Genomic DNA, 21,374 nt, shown 5'->3' with positions numbered 1-21,374 from the left:
CTCAGACGACGCGGCGTGTCCGCAGCTGGCGGCCGTCGCGGGCCAGGGTCTCGATCTGGCGGTCCAAGGCCTCCAGCTCGGCGCTGACCTGGCTGCGGCGGTTGCGCAGGCGGCGCAGCACATAGTCGAGATTGTTCTCCGGCGGCGCGCCGCTGTCCTGCAGCTCCAGTCCCTCCCGGATCTCCGGGATGCTGAGCCCGCAGCGGCGCAGGTCGACGATCTGGGCCAGCCGGGCCTGGGCGTCGGCGTCATAGATGCGGCGGTTCTGGCGGTCGCGGGCCGCCGTGATCAACCCCTCCTCCTCATAGAACCGGATGGCCCGGGGCGAGACGCCGTAGCGCCGGGTGAGGGCCGAGATCTGCACGCGGCTCTGGATCGACATGTGCATCAGGCAAACTCCACGAGGATTTCATCTGCGGCGACGGAGTCGCCGGCGGCGGCCCCGACAGTCTTGACGGTTCCGTCGCGCTCGGCGCGGATGATGTTCTGCATCTTCATGGCCTCGACGATGGCGACCTGCTCGCCGGTCTTGACCTCCTGGCCGACGGTGACGTCGAGGGAGACCACCAGGCCCGGCATGGGCGACAGGATCATCTTCGACGTGTCGGCGGCCTGTTTCGGCGGCAGCTTCTCGTGCAGCTCGGCCGAGCGGGGGGTGAGCACCAGGACATGGGCGGAGGCGGCGCGGTGGCGGACGGCGAAGCCCTCGGCCAGCGGCTTGACCTGGGCGGTGAAGGCCGTGCCGTCCAGCCGGCCGCGGAAGGTGGGTTGGCCGGGCGTCCAGGCGATCTCGGTCAGGGAGAGCTTGCGGTCCTCGCCCAGGAACTCGATCCGGAAGGCGTCGCCGCCATTGGCCAGCCGCACCAGGCGGCGTTCGCCGTTCTCGATCACCACCCACTCGTCGCGCACCAGCTGAGGCGCGCTGCGGGCGGTGAGCGTGGTGTGCATGGCGCAGGCGACGGCGGCCATCAGGTCGCGCTGGAAATCGGTGGGCGAGGTTCCGTGGAAGCCCTGCGGGAACTCGTCCTTGATGTAGTTGGTCGACAGCTGGCCCGAGCGGAAGCGGTCCTGGTCCATCACCGCGGCCAGGAACGGGATGTTCTGGCCCGGGCCCTCGATGTGGAAGTCCTCCAGCGCCCGGCCCATGGCGTCGATGGCCGCCAGCCGGGTCGGCGCCCAGGTCGAGAGCTTGGAGATCATCGGGTCGTAGAACATCGAGATCTCGTCGCCCTCGCGCACGCCGGCGTCATTGCGCACCACGATCTCGCCGAGCTTGCCCTCCTGGGGCGGGGCGTAGCGGACCAGCCGCCCGATCGAGGGCAGGAAGCCGCGATAGGGATCCTCGGCATAGATCCGGCTCTCGATCGCCCAGCCGTTGATCTTCAGGTCCGCCTGCTGGAAGGCCAGCTTCTCGCCGTAGGCTACGCGGATCATCTGCTCGACCAGGTCCAAGCCCGTGATCAGCTCGGTGACCGGATGCTCCACCTGCAGCCGGGTGTTCATCTCCAGGAAGTAGAAGCTCTTGTCCTGACCGGCCACGAACTCCACCGTGCCGGCCGAGTCGTAGGCGACCGCCTTGGCCAGCGCCACGGCCTGGGCGCCCATGGCCGCCCGGGTCGCCTCGTCCAGCAGCGGGCTCGGCGCCTCCTCGATGACCTTCTGGTTGCGGCGCTGGATCGAGCACTCGCGCTCGAACAGGTGGACCACGGCGCCGTGCTTGTCGCCCAGCACCTGGATCTCGATGTGCCGCGGGCTCTCGATGAACTTCTCGATGAAGATGCGGTCGTCGCCGAAGCTGGACTTGGCCTCCGAGCGCACCGCCGGAAAGCCCTCCTCGACATCCTGGCGGCTCCAGGCCACCCGGATGCCCTTGCCCCCGCCCCCGGCCGAGGCCTTGATCATCACCGGATAGCCGATCTCCTCGGCGATCCTGACCGCATGGTCCGTGTCGTCGATCTCGCCCACATGGCCCGGCACCACCGAGATCCCGGCCTTCACCGCAAACAGCTTGCTCTGGATCTTGTCGCCCATCGCCTCGATGGCGCCCGGGTTGGGACCGATGAACACGATCGCCTCATCGGCCAGCCGCCTGGCGAAGCCCGCGTTCTCGCTCAGGAACCCGAAGCCCGGATGCACCGCCTCGGCCCCGGTCTCGCGGCACGCCGCCACGATCTTGTCGGCCACCAGATAGCTCTCGCTGGCCGCCGCCCCGCCGATGAACACCGCCTCGTCGGCCAGCTCCACCGCCAGCGAATCCGCATCGGCCTCCGAATAGACCACCACCGTCGCGATCCCCAGCCGACGGCACGTCCCAATGATCCGAACCGCGATCTCGCCACGGTTGGCGATGAGGATTTTCTTGAACATCGGCTAGGCCGCCATCTCGGTTTCCAGGGCTTTCAACACGCCGAGGGCGGCGTCGACCGAACTCGGCTTCGGCGAGAGGGCGCATTCCAGCTCGACGATGCGGTCATTGAGCGCCTCGCAGGCGCAGGCCAGTTGTTCGGAGGGTCCATGCCGGCGGCCGACCGCCACGATCCGGCGGATCTGGTCCAGGCCCAGGCCCGCCTCGCGCAGGCGCAGGATGAACAGCAACCGGTCGCGCTCGGCCAGGTCCAATCGGCGGCGGTTGGCGCGGTTGCGGTGCGGCTTGATCAGGCCGACGTCGTCATAGTGACGGATGGCGCGGGGGGTGACGCCGTAGGTGCGGCTGAGCTGGGTGAGCGAGAACTCGGGGGAGATGGACATCGCGGTTCCTACAGCGGGATATTGTCGTGTTTTTTCCAGGGATTGGAGAGCTGCTTGCCGCGCAGGTTCTTGAGCGCGCGGGCGATGCGGCGTCGGGTGGCGTGGGGCATGATGACGTCGTCGATATAGCCGCGGGAGGCGGCGACGAAGGGGTTGGCGAAGCGGGCCTTGTAGTCGGCCTCGCGCAGGGCGATGGCCTCGGGGCTCTCGTTGCGGAAGATGATCTCCACGGCCCCCTTGGCCCCCATCACCGCGATCTCGGCGGTGGGCCAGGCATAGTTGACGTCGCCGCGGATGTGCTTGGAGCTCATCACGTCATAGGCCCCGCCATAAGCCTTGCGGGTGATCAGCGTGATCTTCGGCACGGTGGCCTCGGCATAGGCGAACAGCAGCTTGGCCCCGTGGCGGATCAGACCGCCCTGCTCCTGCTTGGTGCCCGGCATGAAGCCCGGCACGTCGACGAAGGTCACCAGCGGGATCTCAAAGGCGTCGCAGAACCGCACGAAGCGCGCGGCCTTGCGCGATGAATCGATGTCCAGCACCCCGGCCAGCACCTGCGGCTGGTTGGCGACCACGCCCACCGGCTGGCCGTCGATGCGCCCGAAGCCGCAGATGATGTTCTTGGCGAAGCCGTCGGCGATCTCGAAGAAGTCGGCCTCGTCCACCACCTTAAGGATCAGCTCCTTCATGTCGTAGGGCTTGTTGGGGTTGGCCGGGATCAGGGTGTCGAGGCTGGGCTCCTCGCGCAGCGGATCGTCGTAGCTCTGCCGCACCGGCGGCTTCTCACGGTTGGAGAGCGGCAGGAAGTCCACCAGCCGGCGCACCTGGGTCAGGGCTTCCAGGTCGTTCTCGAAGGCCCCGTCGGCCACCCCCGACTTGATGGCGTGCACCCGGTAGCCGCCCAGCTCCTCGTGGGTCACCTCCTCATGGGTCACGGTCCGGACCACGTCGGGGCCGGTGACGTACATGTAGCTGGTGTCCTTCACCATGAAGATGAAGTCGGTGATCGCCGGGGAATAGACGTCGCCCCCCGCGCACGGTCCCATGATCACGCTGATCTGCGGGATGACGCCTGAGGCCAGGGTGTTCTGCAGGAAGATGTCGGCATAGCCGGCCAGCCCGTCCACCCCCTCCTGGATCCGCGCCCCGCCCGCGTCGAACAGCCCGATGATCGGGGCCCCCACCTTCAGGGCCTGCTCCTGCACCTTGACGATCTTCTGGGCGTGGGCGTTCGACAACGACCCGCCGAACACCGTGAAGTCCTTGGAGAACACGAACACCAGCCGGCCGTTGATATTGCCCCAGCCGGTCACCACCCCGTCGCCGGCCACCTTCTGCTCGGCCATCCCGAAATCGCTCGCCCGGTGCTCGACGAACATGTCGAACTCCTCGAACGACCCCTCGTCCAGCAACAGGTCCAGCCGCTCGCGCGCCGTCAGCTTGCCCTTGGCGTGCTGGCTCGCAATCCGACGCTCGCCCCCGCCAAGACGCGCCTCGGCACGGCGGCGTTCGAGTTCTTCGAGCACTTGCTTTGCGCCGGACGGCGCCAGGCTGCCAACGGGTTTATTCACGGCGATGACCCGGGTTGAAGCGTCCCGAAAATGGAGCGCATCGCCGCGATAGGCGCCTCGGCAGGTGACGTCACGTGAATAGAGGCGCTATTGTAAAAACCGCGCTTCACAAAAATACAAACTGCGAACTTGCGAATGCAACAGAAACTCTTTGTCGGCCCCAAGGTCCGCCGCCTGCGCGAGGCACGCGGATGGAAGCTGGAGCCCTGCGCCACAAGGCTTGGCGTCTCGATCAGCTACCTCTCCCAGATCGAAGCCAACCAGCGGCCGGTCACGGCCAGGGTGTTGATCGCCATGATGCGCGTGTTCGATGTGGACGCTCAATCCCTCGACGCCGACGACGACCAGCGGCTGATCGCCGACCTGCGCGAAGCCACCGCGGAATGGACTGACGAGGCGCCTGCCCCCTCCCTGGCCGAGTTGAAGCATGTGGTGACCAACGCCCCCAACTTCGCCCGCCACTATCTCGACCTGCACCGGGCCCACCGCCGGGCCGGCGAGCGCCTCAACGCCACCGACGAGGCCATCGCGCTCGACGAGACCGTCGCGGCCAGCGCCCTGTTGCCCTATGAGGCAGTCCGCGACTTCTTCCACTACAAGAACAACTACATCCACGCCCTGGACCTGGCCGCCGAGGCCCTGCACGGCCGCTGCGGCTTCAGCCCCGACGTGCCGCTGGAGACCGCGCTGGAGACCTATCTCCGCGACCGCCTGAAGGTGCGGGTGCGCCGGAGCGCCGCTGGCGACCTCATGCGCCGCTTCGACGCCGGGACACGCGAACTGCTGCTCAACGCCGCCCAACCGGCGGAGACCCGCTCATTCCAGATGGCCTGCCACATCGTCGCCGTGGAGCTCGGCGAACTGATCGAGGCGGAGTTGGCGGTCTCGGAGCTGCGCAGCCCCTCGGCCGTGGAGATCTGCCGGATCAGCCTGACCAACTACGCCGCCGGCGCCCTGCTGCTGCCCTACGAGACCTTCCGCCATGCGGCCCAGGACCTGCGCCACGACATCGACCTGCTGTCGCTGCGCTTCCAGACCAGCTTCGAGCAGACCTGCCATCGGCTGAGCACCCTGCAGCGGCCAGGCGCGCGCGGCGTGCCGTTCTATTTCGTGCGCGTCGACCCGGCCGGGAACATCACCAAGCGCCACAGCGCCACCCGCTTCCAGTTCGCCCGCTTCAGCGGCGCCTGTCCCCTGTGGAATGTGCACGAGGCCTTCGGCCGCGACGGGCGCATCCTGACCCAGGTGGCCGAGATGCCGGATGGGGCCCGCTATCTCTGCCTGGCCTGGGGGATCCTCAAGCGCTCCGGCGCCCACGGGACCCCCGACCGCCGCTATGCGCTCGGCCTCGGCTGCGAGGTGCAATACGCCGACGCCCTGGTCTATTCCGACGGGGTCGACCTGAAGGGCCCGCCCGAGCGGATCGGCGTAAGCTGCCGCATCTGCGAGCGCGACGACTGCCAGCAGCGCGCCTTCCCACCCGTGGACCGGGGCTTCACCGTCTCGCGGTCGGAGCGCTCGATCGTGCCTTTCTCGCTCACCACGCCCAATCGCGACAGCTCCCGCTCCTAGACCCCGCCCTCCCGAGCCCGGATTGACTCCCGCCTCGCCCCGCGTAATACATCGTATTAAATCGGGAACGGCAGAATGCCCGCCATCGGAACCGCACGTGTCGAAGGGGTCACCGAGGGCACGGTCGACCAGTTGCTGTCGGTGGCCGAGCAGCTGTTCGCCGAGCGCGGAGTCGCTCAGGTCGCGCTCACGCACATCGTCGCGCAGTCCGGCCAGAAGAACCGCTCGGCGGTGCACTACCATTTCGGCTCACGCGCCGGCGTCCTGGCTGCGGTGATGAACCGGCGGCTGGCGTCCATCAACGCCCGGCGTGAGGCCCTGATCGACGCCTTGCAGCCGGACGCGGCGCCGCTGGATGTCGTGCGAGCGATCAGCGCGCCGCTTGGCCTGGCCGTGATCGAAGCGCCCTGGGGCGGCGACTATCTCAGCATCCTGGCCCAGGTGACCTTCCACCCGCAGCTGCTTGGCGAACGCGGGCTCGATAATGCCCTGCTGTCGGGCGTCCGCCGCGGCAAAAGGCGGTTGGCCAAGGCCGCGCCGCACCTGCCCCCCGCCTTGCTGGACCAGCGCCTGACCTGGCTGACCGACAGCATCGTCTTCGCCATGGCCCGCTGGGCGCGGGACACGCCGAAAGCCCGGCAGACCCCCGCGGCCATGGCTGCGCTCATCGAACACCTCGCCGCCTACGGGACCGCCGGCCTGCTGGCGCCCGATCCGACCCCGGAGATCACCCCATGACCAAGAAGACCCCGTCCGGAGAAGACTTCCAGGGCGTCATCGGACGCACCATTCCGGAGTCCCAGCCCTGGTGGCCAGCATCCAGGATCAAGCCGGGCTCGCCCAATGTGGTGCTGGTGGTGCTGGATGACACTGGCTTCTCCCACTTCGGCTGCTACGGCTCGACCCTGGCCACGCCGAACATCGACGCGCTCGCCGCTGGCGGGCTGCGCTTCACGGGCTTCCACACCACCGCCCTCTGCTCGCCGACCCGGGCGTGCCTGCTCACCGGCCGCAACCACCACGCGGTCGGCATGCGGGCGATCTCCAACTTCGACACCGGGTTTCCGAACATGCGCGGCGCCGTCCCGCGTTCGGCCGCCACCCTGGCCGAGATCCTGCGCGACAACGGCTATGGGACCTACGCCACGGGCAAGTGGCATCTGGCCCCGATGGCGGAGTGCTCGGCGGCGGGCCCCTACGCCAACTGGCCGCTGCAGAAGGGCTTCGACCGCTATTACGGCTTCCTGCAGGGTGAGACCGACCAGTTCTTCCCAGAACTGACCCACGACAACCACTTCATCGACGCGCCCGGCGGTCCGGAAGACGGCTACCACGTCTCCGAGGACATCGTGGACCGCTCGGCCGGCATGATCCGCGATCAGGTCTCCCTGGTGCCGGAGAAGCCGTTCTTCCTCTACCTGGCCTTCGGGGCCATGCACTCGCCTCATCAGGCTCCGCAGGCCTATCTCGACAAGTGGCGTGGCAAGTTCGACGCCGGCTGGGACGTGGCGCGCGAGGAGTGGTTCGCGCGCCAGAAGGAACTGGGAATCATCCCGCCTGACACCAGGCTGGCGCCGCACAATCCCGGCGTCCGTCCGTGGGCGGAGCTTTCGGTCAACGAGCAGCGCTTCGCCGCCCGCCTGCAGGAAGCCTTCGCCGCCATGTTGGAGCACACCGACGACCAGATCGGCCGGCTGGTCGCCTTCCTGAAGTCCATCGACCAGTTCGACGACACGCTCTTCATCGTCATGTCCGATAACGGCGCGAGCCAGGAGGGCGGCGCCACGGGCGTGCTCGACGAAATGAAGTGGTTCAACGGCATCCGCGAGAGCGTCGACGAGGCGGTCCTGCGCCTGGACGACATCGGTGGCCCCAACAGCCACTGCAACATCCCCTGGGGTTGGGCCCAGGCCGGCAACACCCCGCTGAAGTGGTACAAGCAGAACACCCACGGCGGCGGGGTCCGCGACCCGCTGGTCATCCACTGGCCGAACCGCGTGAAGGCCGGCGGCGAGACCCGCGACCAGTTCTGCCACGTCATCGACATCGCCCCGACCATCCTCGACGCCCTGGGACTCGAGACCCCCGCCGTGGTGGCCGGCGTGCCGCAGATGCCGGTCCACGGGATCAGCCTGGCGCCGACCTTCGCCGACCCCGCAGCAAAGCTCGACCGTGGGCCGCAGTATTTCGAGATGCTGGGCCACCGCGGGATCTGGAAGGACGGCTGGAAGGCGGTCACCCACCACGACCAGGGCAAGCCCTTCGACGACGACCGGTGGGAGCTCTACCACCTGGCGCAGGACTTCTCGGAGTATGAGGACCTGGCCGCGACCCACCCGGAAAAGCTCAAGGAGCTGGTCGACCTCTGGTGGGCGGAGGCCGAAACCCACGGTGTCCTGCCGCTTGACGACCGCAGCGCCATGGCCCTGTTCCGCGCATCCATGCGGCCGGGACTGCCCTCCTCGCGCCGCCGATTCGTCTATTATCCGCCAGTCTCGCACCTGGTCAGCGAAGCCTGCCCGCCGGTGGCCCGAGGCTGGACCACCAGCGTCACCATCGACCATCCGAAAGGCCACGGCGACGGCGCCCTGATCGCCCGAGGCACGCTCAACAGCGGCTTCGCGCTCCTCGTCAAGAACGGCCGGCTGGTCTTCGACTACAACGACTTCCACCACCACAGCCGGGTCGCGGCCGAATCGCCCCTGGCGCCCGGCCCGCATGAGATCGTGCTCTCCGTCACCCGCAACGCCGAGGGTGGTGGCGACATCGTTCTCAGCGTCGACGGCAAGGTGGAGGCGACCGGCAAGGTCCGACGCCTGCTCTACATGATCTCCACCATCGGCATGGACCTGGGCCGCAGCCTCTCGCCGGTCACCGACGACTATGTCGCGCCCTTCACCTATCCCGGCCAGATCGCCAGGGTGGCGTTCGAGATCCCGCAGGACATGCCCAGGGGCGAGGTCAAGGCCCAGGTGCGGGCGGAGATGACCCGGCAGTAGGCCGCCCGGTTCAGCGGTCGCCGAAGGGTGGGTCCTGCTCCGGCTGGGGCGGCGTCTGGATCGGGGCGGGAGCCGGGATCAAGGCGTCGATCGGATCAGCGACCGGCGGCGGAAGCGGCGCGGCCCGCGGCGGGCCGACTGGGATCGGCTGCTTCGGGACCCGTTTCAGTGCAACGCTCATGAAGCCGCGCCAGAGCTCCGCCGGCGCCCCGCCGCCGGTGACCCGGCCCATGGGCGCCCCGTCGTCCCGGCCCATCCAGACCACGGTGGTGAAGCCGCCCGTATAGCCGGCGAACCAGGCGTCCCTATAGTCGGACGTGGTGCCGGTCTTGCCGGCCAGGTCGTAGCCCGGGATCGCGGCCCTGGTTCCCGTGCCGGAGGTGATCACGGTGCGCAGCATCAGGTTCAGGTCGCTGAGCGGCGGATTGGCCACCACCGGCTGCGGCGGCATGGCCTTGCGTTGGTAGAGCATGGCCCCGCCGGTCGTGCGGATGCGCTCGATACCATAGGCGGTCACCCGATTGCCCCCGTTCGAGAAGGTCGCATAGGCCTGGGCCATCTCCAGCGGCGACACCAGGGTGGTGCCCAGCGCCATGGCCGGGTCGGTGTTGATCGTCGAGACGATGCCAACCCGGTGCGCCGCCGCCGCCACGGTGGGGCGGCCCACCTCGTCGGCCAGTCGGGCCGCCACGGTGTTGATCGACTGGGCCAGCGCCACCTGCAGGGTGATCGGCCCCAGATATCCCTCGTTGTAGTTGCTCGGCGACCAACTCCCGATGGTCACGGGCTCGTCCACCACGGGCATTTCGGGAACCCGGCCGGCCTCCAGAGCGGCCAGATAGACGAACGGCTTCCAGGCCGAGCCGGCCTGCCGCTTTGCGGTCACCGCCCGATTGAACGGGCCCTTGGCGTAGTCGACGCCGCCGACCATGACCCGCACCCGGCCCTGTCCGTCCAACGCGACGAGCGCGGCCTGCGACACCTGCTGGGCCTGATGGCGCGCCAGGACGGAGCTGGTGGTCGCCGCGGCGACGCTCTCCAGGCCTAGGTCGAGGGTGGTCTCCACCACCACGTCCTGCTTCGGCTGGCCCACCAGCTGGCGACGCTGGCCGTCCAGCCAGTCGATGAAGTACTGGGCCGAGGCGGTGGACGCCGACGGGGCGACCCTCAATGGCCGGGCGCTCGCCTTGGCGCGCTGGGCGAGCGTGATGGCCCCGATCTCGACCATGGCGTTCAGCACCAGGGCTGCACGCTGGGCCGACCGCTGCGGCTGTTCCGCCGGGTTGTAGTTGGTTGGCGACTTCAGCACCCCCGCCAGGGTCGCCGCTTCCTGGATGGTCAGGCGCGCGGCCGGCTTGTTGAAATAGCGCTGCGACGCCGCCTCCAGCCCATAGGCGCCGGACCCGAAATAGACCCGGCTCAGATAGAGGGCGAGGATCTGGCGCTTCGAGTAGGTGCGCTCCAACTGAACGGCGTAGAGCAGTTCCATCGCCTTGCGCTCGACCGTGCGGTCGGAGGTCAGGAACAGGTTGCGCGCCAGCTGCTGGGTGATGGTCGAGGCGCCTTGGGTCGCGCGCCCCTCGTTGACGCCGGCGATGATCGCCCGGCCGATGCCGATCGGATCGAAGCCGGTGTGCTCGTAGAACCGGCGGTCCTCGATGGCGATGAAGGCGGCCGGCACGTGCGGCGGCAGCTTCGCCAGGTCTACGGGAGGGCCGTAACGCCCGCCGCGCACGCCCAGCATGGCGCCGGACCGGTCGACATAGGTGACCTGCGGATCGCGCCGGATCTCCGGCAGGCGCGGCAGTTCCGGGGCGCCCGCGAGCAACGATGCGGCGGCGGCGAACACGATCACCAGGCAGGCTCCAGCGTGGCGAGGGTTCCATCACCCGGCCGACCGCTTCCTTCTGTCGCCTCGGCGACCGCCGGCAAACATAATTCGCGGTAATATGGATTAAGGCTTCGGGCGCCGCGACGATCGGCCCGCCGACGCCGGAAAGGCGACGCTCTGACACCTTTGGGTAAGGGCTACGTGCTTAACTACGTCGACTTGGAGAGCCGCGTGCGGAATTTCGTTCTCGATAACGCCAGCGAACTGGAGCGACGGTCGATCTCGCGCGCCGGGGATCGCCGCGTCAGTCCGCGCGAGAGCGTCAGCCTGCCGGCCTTCCTGCTGCTGGCCGGCGGCGAACTGGTCTCCTGCACCATTGTCGACCGGTCCCTCGAGGGCTTCCGCATCGATCTCGGCGAGGCCGGAGCGACCGTTCCCGACGACTTCCTGATGGTCGACATCCTGGGCGGCATCGGCCACGAGGCCCTGGTCGCGTGGCGCGGAGGGTCGTTCGTCGGCGCCCGCTCGCTGCGCCGCCACGACCTGCACGAGCCCCAGGCAGGCGCCGCCGCCGAGCTGAAGAAGGCCTGGGCGCGCGCCCTGACCTAGCCCCGGTTCAGGCCGCTTCGGTATGGCTCTCGCTCAGGGCCGCCGCCACCTGGGCGCTCTCGATCTCCAGGGCCGAACCGACCTCCGGCGCGAGCGTCCGGCCCCGCTCGATCTCGCGGCGGACGAAGCGGCAGAAGCGATCGGCCTCCACGTAGAAATGCACGTTGGACTGCGGATGGTCGGCCCAGTAGTCGGAAGCCACTGCCCGCAGGTCGGGGCCGAGCGCCTTGCACAGCCGCGGTGTGTTGAGCGCCAGGGGCGCCAGCCGGTTGGCGCGGTAGACCATGCAGGAGCAGGCCATTCCGGGATGGCGCACGATCCCCTCCAGTCGACCGGCCTCCAAAGCGGTGAGCTGGTAGCGGCGCATCAGCAGCGAGGGGTCGATCTTCACCGCCATGCACAGCTCCGGCGAGGCGGTGAGGTCGGCGAGCGCCTGCTGGAAATCAGCCAGCATGGGCCAGCCTCCGGCACGGGGCCCAGGTCTCCGCGAGCTCATGCATTCGCTCAAGTTCCGGGATCAGGCCGTCCGCCAGGTCCTCGTAATAGGTCTCCTGGAACTCGAAGGTGATGGCCCGCAGGTTGGGGAAGCCCGCCACGTGGGCGAAGGCGGTCTCCCAGACGGGCTCCGGCGTCAGGCTGGAATGGCTGTCCATGTAGAAGCCTGCGAAATCATCCCCGCCGCCCAGGTGGATCTCGATCACCGCGGCCGGGTCGAGCTGGGCGATATAGGCCTCGGGGGTCTCGCCGCCGTTGCGCCAGTTCACATAGAGGTTGTGCAGGTCCAGGAGGGTCTCACACCGGTCCTCGGCGTGCAGCCGGTTCAGGAACTGCGGCTCGCTCATGTCGGGGTCGGGGACCGGGGTGAAGAAGGCGCCGTTCTCCAGGGCGATGGGACAGCCCAGGGCCTGGCGCAGTCGCGCGGCCTTGCCGGCCACGATCCCATAGACCTCGTCGTCATAGGCGATGGGCAGGCCCAGGCCCGCCTGGGCGTTGGGCACGGCGCCCTTGGGGGTGATGAAGACGCTGAGGTGCTCGCTGAACCAGGAAAACCCGATGTCGGCGGCGAGCTCGGCCACAGCGTCGACGAAGGGCTCATCCAGCGGCATGGCGCTGGGCAGGGAGAGGCCGATGCCGTGCCCGGCCGTCAGCCGTCCCTCGGCGCAGCGACGCAGCTCGTCGATGGCGCCCAGGGTGCGGTGGAAGCGGCGGCCCTCCGCGTTGGGACCGAAGTCGTACCAGAGCCGGTCGGGCATGACGCCCAGATATTCCACCAGGCCCGGCGCCCGGGCGATCAGCAGCGGGCTCACAGGATTGTAGAGCAGTCCGACGGCGGGGCGGGTCATGGCGGTCCTGCCTGCAATTGAAGGATCCGGCCCCGCCCTTCGCGGGTCGAGGGCGGGGCCGGAGACGTCAGCCGAAGCGTTGGCCGAGATCGACGCGGATCACGTCCTCGAAATCGTCCTCGATCACGACCTTGATCCGGCCGGACAGGCAGTTGCAGCCGGTATGCTTGTGGATCAGCTCCAGGATCGACTTGCTGACGATGCTGAAGTCCTTGTCGACGAAGTCCCCCGGGGTCGAGACCTTGAGGACGGAACTGTCTAGCCCCTTGACCAGACTCATTTGGGCATAGCGCCCCTTTGTAGTGGCAGCGGCAGTCATGGGTGTTTCCTCCAAGAAACGCCCGGAAGTCATATCACCAAAAACAATGTTCGCCGATCAATAATACTTGATCTATTGGGAGTCTTGGTAAATGAATACTAACCACGATACCTATAGCAACGCTTGTTTACTCTAATTCTGAGTACAGACACTGCCTGTCTCCGTAATTGTCAAGCTTGACGCATGGTCCGCCCTGATCTGGGAGACATCTTCAGCCTGCGCTTCATGATCTGGGCAGCCAGATTTGGCTGCGCGCCCACACAACCGGCCGGCTATGTGGGCGGCAGGGCGCCTACGAGATACGGGGCGCAGGTGGCGACCATGGCAGGTTCCGGCCAGTCACCTACCGACAGGCGCTGAAATTCGCGCCTGGGCCTAGCGGGGTCGGATACCGTGATATCGCCGGTTTCGCTAGGCTGGGTCGCCGGATTTCCGCGCCCGGCTGATGATCAGCGAGAAGGTGAGGCCCACCAGAACCAGGTGGCAGAACATCTGGTTGAGCACCGGGAACCAGCCGTGCGGCGGCTTCATGCCAGCCTGCGACAGCGGAACCACCAGGTAGTTCATGAAGAAGTAGAAACCGAACCCGAAGGCCGGGCCGGCGATCCAGGGATGGCGGTTCATGGCCGGCAGCCTGCGGCTGGCGAGATAGTAGACGGTCGCCGCCCCCAGCATGATCAGGGTGTGGGCCGCCATGCCCAGGGCCGCGGTGGCCGCCCCGCCCGCGAAGGCCGCCTTGCCCAGCAAGCCGCTGGCCACTGACTGCAGGATGCGCTCGGCCGGCACGCCCTTCAGGCCCCAGATGATGATCGGATTGGCGATGTCGAGGACGGCGGCGAGCAACCCGGCGCCCAGAATGGCTTCGATCGGGCGCAGGACGCGCCTGGGTGAATGCGCGCTGGTTGTGGTCAAGGGCGGGCCTCCCGGTGGGCGTTCAGGGAAAAAGTCGGGGCGGCGGAGGGGAAGCCGCCGCCCCGGAGAGGGCCTCTTGGACCTTAGAAGCGGAGCTTGATCTGTCCGAAGGCGCGGCGGCCGATCACGTCATAGCTGGACGGGTCGGTGCCGGACTGGACGTTCGGGGCGTAGAGACGCGGCTGCTGGTCGGCCACGTTGTTCAGGCCCAGCTTGAGCTCAACGTTGTCGGTGATGCCCCAGGTGGCGTCCAGGTCGATGTAGTAGGTTGCCGGGACGTTGGAGGGGACGCCGGCCGTGCCGAGGAAGGTCTCGCCCTCGTACTGCCGGAACTGGCGGTTCTCCATGGCGTCGATGTAGCGGACGCGGGCGCCGAGGCTGAAGGCGTCGGTCGTGTAGCCCGACACGCCGATCTCGCCGAGCTTCCAGCGGACGTTGAGCATCCCCTTCCAGTCGGGGAAGCTCGTGCCGAGGCCTGCGCCGAAGTAGGAAATGGTGCCGGTGAAGTCGACGGCCGGCAGGTCGGACCGGTCAGCCTGCTTGTATTCCAGCACGTGGGTCAGCAGGAGGTTGGCCTGGATGGAACCCATCCAGTCTGGGGCCCCGAACCACTCCCAATCGAAGCCATAGTCGATCTGGAAGTCGAGGCCGGAGGTATCGATAAGGCCGCCGTTCTCCAATGGCCACGCCTGGTCCGGGTCCGTCGTAGCCGGGTTGTTGATACTGGCGCCGGTCAGGTTGCCGCCGGTCCGGGCGATACCGGCGCAGTAGAGATAGCTGTTGGAATAGGTCGGGTTGGTGCCGAAGTAGTTAAAGCAGGCAGCGAGCGCCGTGTTGGTGTCGAAGAGGATGATCGGGTCGGCGATCTTGATGCGGTAGTAGTCGATGGAGCCCCGCAGGCGGCTCGCCCACTGGTTTTCCCAGGGGGAGGACAGCGCGATGCCAATCGTGAGGGTGTCGGCGCTTTCAGGAGCAAGATCGATATTGCCCGACAGTTCGATGTTGGCCTGTGAGCCAGGCGCGGTCGGAGCGCCGGCCGCCGACACACCCTGAGCCGCGCAGAGTCCGCGCAGAGTGCCCGGCCCAGTTCCCGAGGCCTTCCAGGCGTTGGTGAACGCCGAGCAGGGATCGAGGATCTGCGGTGCGGACGCCGTGCCGACGAACAGTTCGGCGAAGCTCGGCTCACGAACCGCGCGCTGATACGAGGCGCGGATGCGGGCCCAGTCGGTAGCCTTCCAGTTCAGCTCGGCCTTGTAGGTCCACGAACCGCGGGTGTCGGTCTTGTTCCCAGTTAGCAAGTCCTCGAACTGCGCCTTGGAATAGCGGACGCCAAGCCCGAGTTCGAGACTCTCGACATAGGGCAGATCCTTGACGAGCGGGACCAGCGCCTCGGCGAAGATGTCGTTGAACGTGCTGGCGCCGGCTTCCGGATCGCCGACGTTGAAGCCCGAGAACGGACCTGGATTCGACAGGAACCGCAGGCTGTACTCCAGCTCCCGATGCTCGACGCCCAGGACGACGGGAACGGCGCCGGCTGGCGCTTCGAACAGGTCGCCGCTGATGAAGAACTGGCCGATGGTTTGCTCATAGAGCTCGCTGCGGGTGACCGGCGATTCCAGATAGGTGCGGCAGGAGCCTTGTAGCCCCCGGTCGCCGAAGAAGTTCTGGGTCGCGCAGGCGCCGTCGGAGCCCGCCGGGTTCTGGCCGGGGGCGCCCAGGATGTCGGTCAGACGCTGAGTGTCGATGTTGCCGAACTGGGTCCGGACAATCTCCGTCCGGCCCTGGCTGACATAGCCCTCGCCCTTCCAGTTCTCGCCGATCGGGAACTTCGCGCCGCCCATGAACTGGACCACGGTGTTCTGGAACTGAGAGGTCCGCGCGCCGAAGCCGAGCGGCCGGAAGCCGAACAGGAAGGGCTCGTTGGCGCCCGCGCCGACCAGCTTCGGGTCGTCGCCGGTCCGCGCGGCCAGCAGGACCTTAAGGTCGTTCGGGATGAACGGGTTGGTGACCGGCACGACGAGGCTGTTGCCGACGTTCTGGCCCGGCATGACCAGGGCCGAGGCGACCTGCTGGTTGGTGGCCGTGCCGATCGCCGCGGTGTTGACCGTGGGAATCGGGGTGGGCGCCAGGGCCGTGTTGGCGGTGTACTCGGTCCAGCCGGCCTGGGCGAAGACCTCCACGCCGCTGTCGAACTCGTAATTGATCTTCGTCATGAATGAGTAGCGATCCATGGGAAGCGTCAGCAGGTTCGGGGCGTCGAAGTTGTAGCTGTAGAAGTCCGGGTAGAAGCGCGTGTTGACGTTGACGTCGATCGGATACTTGAAGTTCTGGACCTGCAGGGTCGGATTGTTGGCCACCCCGGCGTAGTACAGGCTGCCGTCAAGATTGAAGCCCAGCGAACCCGAAGCGTTGCCCACCGCGCCCGTCACGCCGTAGCTCTGGAACAGGGTCTGGACCGCCGAGAGCGGAATGGGGTTGCTGGAATTGAAGCGGATCGCGCCGGCCGGCGGCGTGCCGGTCGTCGAGGTGGCGAGGGCGGCGAACGGACGCTGGCCCTTGGTCACGCCTTCGCGGACCGACCGGTCGAAGCCGAAGATCGCGTTGCCCTTGCCGTCGGAGAAGTTGCCGCCGAGCACCGCCGAGAACTGGTACTCCTTGGCGTCATGATACTCGGTGGCGTCCGAGTAGCTGGCGCGCACGTCCAGGCCTTCGAAGTTGTCCTTGAGCTTCAGGTTGACCACGCCCGACACGGCGTCGGCGCCGTAGGTCGCGCCCGCGCCGCCGGAGATGACCTCGATGCTGCCGATCATGGCCTGCGGGATGGTGTTCACATCCACCGTCAGGGTGTTGGCCGAGAACATCGGACGGCGGCCGTCGACCAGGACCAGGTTGCGGATGGAGCCCAGGCCGCGCAGGTCGATGTTCGCCTGGCCGGCGTTGCCGGGGTTGTTGGAGGTCATCGTCCCCGCCGGGCTGACCTGCGGCAGGGTGTTCAGATAGGTGTCGAGGGTGATGTCGGCGTTGGCCACGGCGGCGTCGCCGGTCACCGTGGTGATGGGGCTGGCGGCCACGAAGTCCTGCCGGACGATGCGCGAGCCCGTGACGACGACTTCCTGAACTTCCTCCGCCTCCTGCGCGGCGGCGGCTCCGGCCGCGAGCAGGCTAATGGCGCCGGTCAGGATCGTGGATGCCAATAGGCGCCCGCGGTTGTTGCGATTGATCATGGATATCCCCCAGGACATGACAGTGTTGATCGCCGTTGTGGCGGTCTCTACAACCTGTCGGTTTTGGAATTTTTCGTACGCGTTACTGTATAGTGTCCATAATAGGCGCGAATCCCTGAGCACTCGGCCAAGCTGCCAAGTGATTTAAACTCGGATTGTCGCGAAATTGCCTCAGTTGTTACACTTCCTACATTGTGTATGGTTTCCTATGTAACCAACGCGACCTTGGGTGCGGGCTTGGGATCTAGGCGGCGTCCAGCCACCGATCCCCGTCGGCGCCCTCGATCGTGCGGGCCGCCTCGTAGGAGATTCGGCCGAAATAGGTCCGAAGCCGCTCCAGCGGCTCGGGACGCACCGAATAGATGTTGAGCGAGCCCGTGCGCCGGCAGGTGACCAGGCCCGCATCGAGGAGGACTCTCAGATGGCGCGAGATGGCGGCGCGAACGACCGGGAACCGGCTGGCCAGCTTGCCGACGCAGAGCGGCCGGGCGCTGAGGTGCACAATGATCTTATGCCGGATAGGATCGGAGATCGCGGTGAGCAGCGACTGTTCGATATCGTCCGGGGAACGGGGAATGCGGCGGTTCACTGGAACCACCTCGGAACCGCGAATTGCGGAGTGCGATCGATGAGTGACATCAACGCCTCGAGACCAAGCCGCGGACCATGCGCCGCGCAGATCGAGGCTCTGCGTCACGGGCCCGGAAGACTTGGGCGCAGTTCGGATTTTTACCCGATGGGAGCCCGATGATGGCCGACGACGGCAGCCAACGGACCGGCGAAACCACGACCTTCGCGCCGCATCGCCGACTGGACCTCGCCAACGAGCACGACTTCCAACTCGGGGCCTTCCGGGTGCGCCCGGCCTATCGCGAAGTGCGTCGCGGCGACGTCATCGACATCCTGGAACCGCGCGTGATGCAGGTGCTGGCGGCGCTCGCTCGCCGCATGGGCGCGGTGGTGTCCCGCGACGAACTGCTGCGCGACTGCTGGGGCGATGTGTCGGTCACCGACGACTCCCTGCACCGCTGCATCGGACGCCTGCGAAAGCTTTCCGAGAGCGACGACCGCGGCTCGTTCGTCATCGAGACCGTACCGCGCGTCGGCTACCGCCTGGTTTCCGCCGATCTGGTCGACAGGCCCGACATCCAGCCCGCGCGGCCGGCCGACCCGGCGCCGAAGGTCTCGGCGCGGCGTCTGGGCCACCTGCCCCTGCTGGCGCTCGGCGCACTTGCCGTGGCGCTGGTCGCGGCCGGCGGCTGGTGGCTTATGAACCGAACCGAAACCTGGCGGGTGGCCGGCTTCGAGAGCGTCGCCGACACCCTGGCCTACGAGTCCCAGCCCGCCCTCTCTGCGTCGGGCGGCCAGGTCGCCTATACGATTGGCCAGGACGGCAAGGATCAGGACATCCTCGTGCGCAACATCCGCGACGGTTCGACCGCCCTCCTGGTGGGCGGGCCGACGGCCGACACCTCGCCGGCCTGGTCACCAACCGGCGACCGCCTGGCCTTCGTCCGCGTCGTTCCCGACACGCCCTGCCAGATCTTCATCAAGACCCTGCCCAGCGGCCCCGAACGGCGGCTGGCGACGTGCCGCAATTTCGAGACTTCGAAGATCGTCTGGGCGCCCGACGGAGCGCGGCTCTATTTCATCGACCGGCCCACGCGCAGCGCGGCGCGGCGGATCTATTCCGTCGCCGCCGAGGGCGGGACCGTGACGGCGGTCACCTCGCCGCCGGCATGGATGCGAGGCGATCGCGATCTGGTGATCTCGCCCGACGGCCGCAGCCTGGCCTTCATCCGCCTCGCGGCGATCGGGGTGTCGGACATCTATGTGCAGGACATCCGCGGCGGGGCGGCCAGGCGGATCACCCATGACGGGGCCGAGGTCGCCGGTCTCACCTGGTCGTCCAGCGGCGGATCTCTGTTCTTCGCCTCGAACCGTAGCGGCGATTTCGGAATCTGGAGCGTGGCAAGCGACGGCGGCGAGCCCATCCGGCTAGGCTCGGGGCTGCGCGAGGTTCGCAAGCTCTCGACGGGCGCCAACGGGGCGCTGGCCATGGAGCTGGTCGATGTTCGCGCCAATCTGGCGGAGGTCGGCGGCGAGCTGATCACCAAGGAGGCCGGCGTCCAGTGGGCGGGCGACATCTCGCCCACCGGCGTGCTTGCCTTCGTCGCCGACACCCGGGCCGGCCGCTCGGTCTGGACGCGCGCGCCGGGCCAACCGGCTCAGAAGATGACCTTCTTCCAGGCCACGCACATCGACGACCTACGCTGGTCTCCCGACGGCCGCCGCCTGGTCTTCGTGGCCGCCAGCCACGGTCGCTACGGGGTCTACGAGATCGCCGCCGGCGGCGGGCCGCCGCGCATCCTGTTGAGCGGCGACTACGAGATGACCTCGCTGAGCTGGGAAGCCGATGGACAGACCGTGGTGCTGGCCGCCAAGCGCGGCGGCGTCCGCCGCCTGTGGCGCCTGGACACCCGCAAGCCCGGAGACCTCACGCCCGTAACCGGGCCGGGCTGGACGGCCGTCCGGGCCTCCCCGTCGGGCCTGCTGGCCATGAAACAGGACATGCCCGGCATCTGGAAGCTGAACGCCGACGGGAGCGGCGCCCAGCGGCTGAGCGACAGCCCGGGCTTCCCCACCAACGCCTGGATCGTCCAGGGCGACCGCCAGTTCTGGCTGGACATGCCCCGCGGCCGCACCCCGGTGATCATGACCTCTAGCGTCGATGGCGGCCCGGTGACCGTCGTCGCGGAGGCGCCCAACGCCACCTCCTATTCCGGCCTCGCCATCGATCCCGCGACGGGGGCGATGATCTATACCCGCCAGGTCCACATGGATATCGACATCGGGATGATGCGGCTGGAGCGGGTGGGGTGACGGCAGACCTGCGGCCGCTGAAGCCGGCCGACCTCGCGGCGGCCGCGGCGCTTCAGGACGCGGTCTACCTGCCGCTCTATCGCGAGCCTGCTGAGATCCTGGTCAGCCGGCTGGAGATCGCCCCCACCTGCTGCTGGGGGGCGTTCGGCGATGACCGGCTGATGGCCTACGTCCTCAGCCACCCCTGGCCGGCCGCCGCCCCGCCCGCCATCGGCACGGCCTTGGGCGCGCCGCCGCCCGGCGACAACTGGTTCGTCCACGACCTCGCGATCGGCGAGGCCGCCCGCGGCCTGGGCCTGGGCCGCGCCCTGGTGCGAAGGGCCGCCGACGCCGCCCTGGCGCTTGGCCTCGTCCGGGGCGACCTGATCGCCGTGCAGGGCGCCGGCGGCTTCTGGGCCAGGATGGGCTATGCCGACCCGCCCGACCTCCCGGCGGCCCTGGCCGCCAAGGTCGCCGGCTACGGTCCCGACGCCCGCTACATGACCGTGCGGCTCGCCGACCTGAAGGCCTAGTCGGCGAACACTTCTCGCGCGGCCTGGACGAACCCGCTGGTGCGATAGCGCGCGGCCGGATCGGCATAGGCCAGGCCCAGGATGCGGCGCGGCGTGAAGCCCTCCAGGCGCACGCGGGCGACGCCGGGGTCGCGATGCCCGTCGGGCATGACCGTGATCCCGAGCCCGGCCCGCACCAGGCCCATCACCCGGTCGTCGCTGACGCCCCGATAGCTGAAGAAGGGGCGCACGTTGCGCTCGATGAAATACCGGCTGGTCTCGGCCAGGACCTCGCAGTGGCGGCGGACCATCATCACCTCGTCGGCCAGCTCCTCGCCGCGCAGGCTGTCGGCCTGGGCCAGCCGATGGCCGGCCGGCAGGGCCAGGCTGTAGCCCTCCTCGCACAGCCGCTCGGCGCCGAACCGGTCGGAGGCCGGCCGCAGGATGGTCAGGGCCGCGTCCACGCGGCCGCGGTCCAGCAGGCTCAGCACCTCGCGTTCGGAGCCCTCAAGGAGTTCGATCTGTTCGTCGCCGGCGCGCCGCGCCAGGGTCTGTTCCAGCAGCGCCGTGGGGATGGTGGACAACACCGCAACCCGCAGCTGTTCCGGCCGCGCCGCGCCGGAGACCGCCGCCTGGGCGAGGTTGAACTCGTGCTCGATGCGCCGCGCGTGAACCAGGAACCGGCTGCCCGCCTCGGTGAGGTGGACCCGGCGGTTGGTGCGGTCGAACAGCCGCGCCTGCAGCTGTCCCTCCAGCTTGGCGATCCCGGCCGAAAGGGTCGGCTGCGCTACGTTTTCCCGCGCCGCGGCCCGGCTGAAATTCCCGGTTTCTACAATCGCCAGGAAGTAGCGGAGGAGGTAGCGGTCCATGAT

18 protein-coding genes are annotated in these 21,374 nt (G+C 68.1%); 6 read left to right on the top strand and 12 right to left on the bottom strand.

Translation table 11 applies throughout. From position 1 onward, the window contains the following. Nucleotide 1: 1 nt before the first annotated feature. The 4 genes from M9M90_RS03945 to M9M90_RS03930 are packed head-to-tail and all read right to left on the bottom strand — an operon-like array spanning nucleotide 2 to nucleotide 4,298. On the bottom strand, nucleotides 2–388 hold the full coding sequence (locus M9M90_RS03945; RefSeq protein ID WP_254835864.1) for a MerR family transcriptional regulator: 387 nt from the start codon (nucleotides 386–388) through the stop codon (nucleotides 2–4). Further along, nucleotides 388–2,367, bottom strand: a complete 1,980-nt coding sequence (locus tag M9M90_RS03940; protein WP_254835863.1) for an acetyl/propionyl/methylcrotonyl-CoA carboxylase subunit alpha — start codon at nucleotides 2,365–2,367, stop codon at nucleotides 388–390. Before M9M90_RS03940 ends, M9M90_RS03945 begins: the two co-directional genes overlap by 1 nt. Before the next feature lie 3 nt (nucleotides 2,368–2,370). Continuing rightward, nucleotides 2,371–2,748 carry a MerR family transcriptional regulator gene (locus tag M9M90_RS03935; protein ID WP_254835862.1) on the bottom strand — a complete coding sequence of 126 codons (378 nt, stop codon included), beginning with the start codon at nucleotides 2,746–2,748 and terminating at the stop codon, nucleotides 2,371–2,373. 8 nt (nucleotides 2,749–2,756) lie between these two features. Further along, nucleotides 2,757–4,298, bottom strand: coding sequence for an acyl-CoA carboxylase subunit beta (locus M9M90_RS03930; protein WP_371876946.1), 1,542 nt, complete (start codon nucleotides 4,296–4,298; stop codon nucleotides 2,757–2,759). A 156-nt stretch (nucleotides 4,299–4,454) separates the two neighbouring features. Here M9M90_RS03930 and M9M90_RS03925 point away from each other — a divergent pair, with 156 nt between their 5' ends. The 3 genes from M9M90_RS03925 (at nucleotide 4,455) to M9M90_RS03915 (ending at nucleotide 8,890) form a co-directional block, all read left to right on the top strand. Then, nucleotides 4,455–5,891: a short-chain fatty acyl-CoA regulator family protein gene (locus tag M9M90_RS03925; RefSeq protein WP_254835860.1), complete on the top strand. Its 1,437-nt coding sequence runs from the start codon at nucleotides 4,455–4,457 to the stop codon at nucleotides 5,889–5,891. A 75-nt stretch (nucleotides 5,892–5,966) separates the two neighbouring features. Beyond that, nucleotides 5,967–6,629, top strand: a complete 663-nt coding sequence (locus tag M9M90_RS03920) for a TetR/AcrR family transcriptional regulator (protein ID WP_254835859.1) — start codon at nucleotides 5,967–5,969, stop codon at nucleotides 6,627–6,629. Beyond that, nucleotides 6,626–8,890: an arylsulfatase gene (locus tag M9M90_RS03915; protein ID WP_254835858.1), complete on the top strand. Its 2,265-nt coding sequence runs from the start codon at nucleotides 6,626–6,628 to the stop codon at nucleotides 8,888–8,890. The genes M9M90_RS03920 and M9M90_RS03915 overlap by 4 nt, the downstream gene beginning before the upstream one ends. 10 nt (nucleotides 8,891–8,900) lie before the next feature. Here M9M90_RS03915 and M9M90_RS03910 read toward each other — a convergent pair whose 3' ends face one another. Continuing rightward, on the bottom strand, nucleotides 8,901–10,745 hold the full coding sequence (locus M9M90_RS03910) for a transglycosylase domain-containing protein (protein WP_254835857.1): 1,845 nt from the start codon (nucleotides 10,743–10,745) through the stop codon (nucleotides 8,901–8,903). Between the two features lie 207 nt (nucleotides 10,746–10,952). Between M9M90_RS03910 and M9M90_RS03905 the strand changes: the two genes are divergently transcribed. Further along, a complete protein-coding gene (locus M9M90_RS03905) occupies nucleotides 10,953–11,330 on the top strand; it encodes a hypothetical protein (protein ID WP_254835856.1) in 378 nt (125 codons plus the stop codon). Between the two features lie 7 nt (nucleotides 11,331–11,337). On the opposite strand, the gene M9M90_RS03900 is transcribed toward M9M90_RS03905, so the two are convergent. From M9M90_RS03900 to M9M90_RS03875, 6 genes are all read right to left on the bottom strand, one after another. Next, nucleotides 11,338–11,784: a hypothetical protein gene (locus M9M90_RS03900; protein ID WP_254835855.1), complete on the bottom strand. Its 447-nt coding sequence runs from the start codon at nucleotides 11,782–11,784 to the stop codon at nucleotides 11,338–11,340. Beyond that, entirely contained in the window at nucleotides 11,774–12,673 is a 900-nt protein-coding gene (locus M9M90_RS03895) for a DUF692 family multinuclear iron-containing protein (protein ID WP_254835854.1), read from the bottom strand. Before M9M90_RS03895 ends, M9M90_RS03900 begins: the two co-directional genes overlap by 11 nt. A gap of 67 nt (nucleotides 12,674–12,740) precedes the next feature. After that, on the bottom strand, nucleotides 12,741–12,992 hold the full coding sequence (locus tag M9M90_RS03890; RefSeq protein WP_254835853.1) for a hypothetical protein: 252 nt from the start codon (nucleotides 12,990–12,992) through the stop codon (nucleotides 12,741–12,743). A 411-nt stretch (nucleotides 12,993–13,403) separates the two neighbouring features. Then, nucleotides 13,404–13,904 (bottom strand): hypothetical protein, encoded by a 501-nt coding sequence (locus M9M90_RS03885; protein ID WP_254835852.1) that lies wholly within the window; start codon nucleotides 13,902–13,904, stop codon nucleotides 13,404–13,406. Between the two features lie 83 nt (nucleotides 13,905–13,987). After that, nucleotides 13,988–17,128 carry a TonB-dependent receptor domain-containing protein gene (locus M9M90_RS03880; RefSeq protein WP_254835851.1) on the bottom strand — a complete coding sequence of 1,047 codons (3,141 nt, stop codon included), beginning with the start codon at nucleotides 17,126–17,128 and terminating at the stop codon, nucleotides 13,988–13,990. A 244-nt stretch (nucleotides 17,129–17,372) separates the two neighbouring features. Next, entirely contained in the window at nucleotides 17,373–17,717 is a 345-nt protein-coding gene (locus tag M9M90_RS03875; protein ID WP_254835850.1) for a helix-turn-helix transcriptional regulator, read from the bottom strand. Nucleotides 17,718–17,875: 158 nt separating this feature from the next. Here M9M90_RS03875 and M9M90_RS03870 point away from each other — a divergent pair, with 158 nt between their 5' ends. After that, complete coding sequence (locus M9M90_RS03870; protein WP_254835849.1) at nucleotides 17,876–20,011, top strand: winged helix-turn-helix domain-containing protein; 2,136 nt, start codon at nucleotides 17,876–17,878, stop codon at nucleotides 20,009–20,011. Continuing rightward, nucleotides 20,008–20,523, top strand: coding sequence for a GNAT family N-acetyltransferase (locus M9M90_RS03865; protein ID WP_254835848.1), 516 nt, complete (start codon nucleotides 20,008–20,010; stop codon nucleotides 20,521–20,523). The genes M9M90_RS03870 and M9M90_RS03865 overlap by 4 nt, the downstream gene beginning before the upstream one ends. Here the strand turns inward: M9M90_RS03865 and M9M90_RS03860 are convergent. Beyond that, nucleotides 20,520–21,371: a LysR family transcriptional regulator gene (locus tag M9M90_RS03860; protein ID WP_254835847.1), complete on the bottom strand. Its 852-nt coding sequence runs from the start codon at nucleotides 21,369–21,371 to the stop codon at nucleotides 20,520–20,522. The genes M9M90_RS03865 and M9M90_RS03860 overlap by 4 nt on opposite strands. Nucleotides 21,372–21,374: the final 3 nt, after the last annotated feature.

Source organism: Phenylobacterium sp. LH3H17, from assembly GCF_024298925.1.
GTDB lineage: Bacteria > Pseudomonadota > Alphaproteobacteria > Caulobacterales > Caulobacteraceae > Phenylobacterium.
Note: the sequence above shows the minus strand (reverse complement) of the source record. Positions and strands in the feature narration are given on the sequence as shown.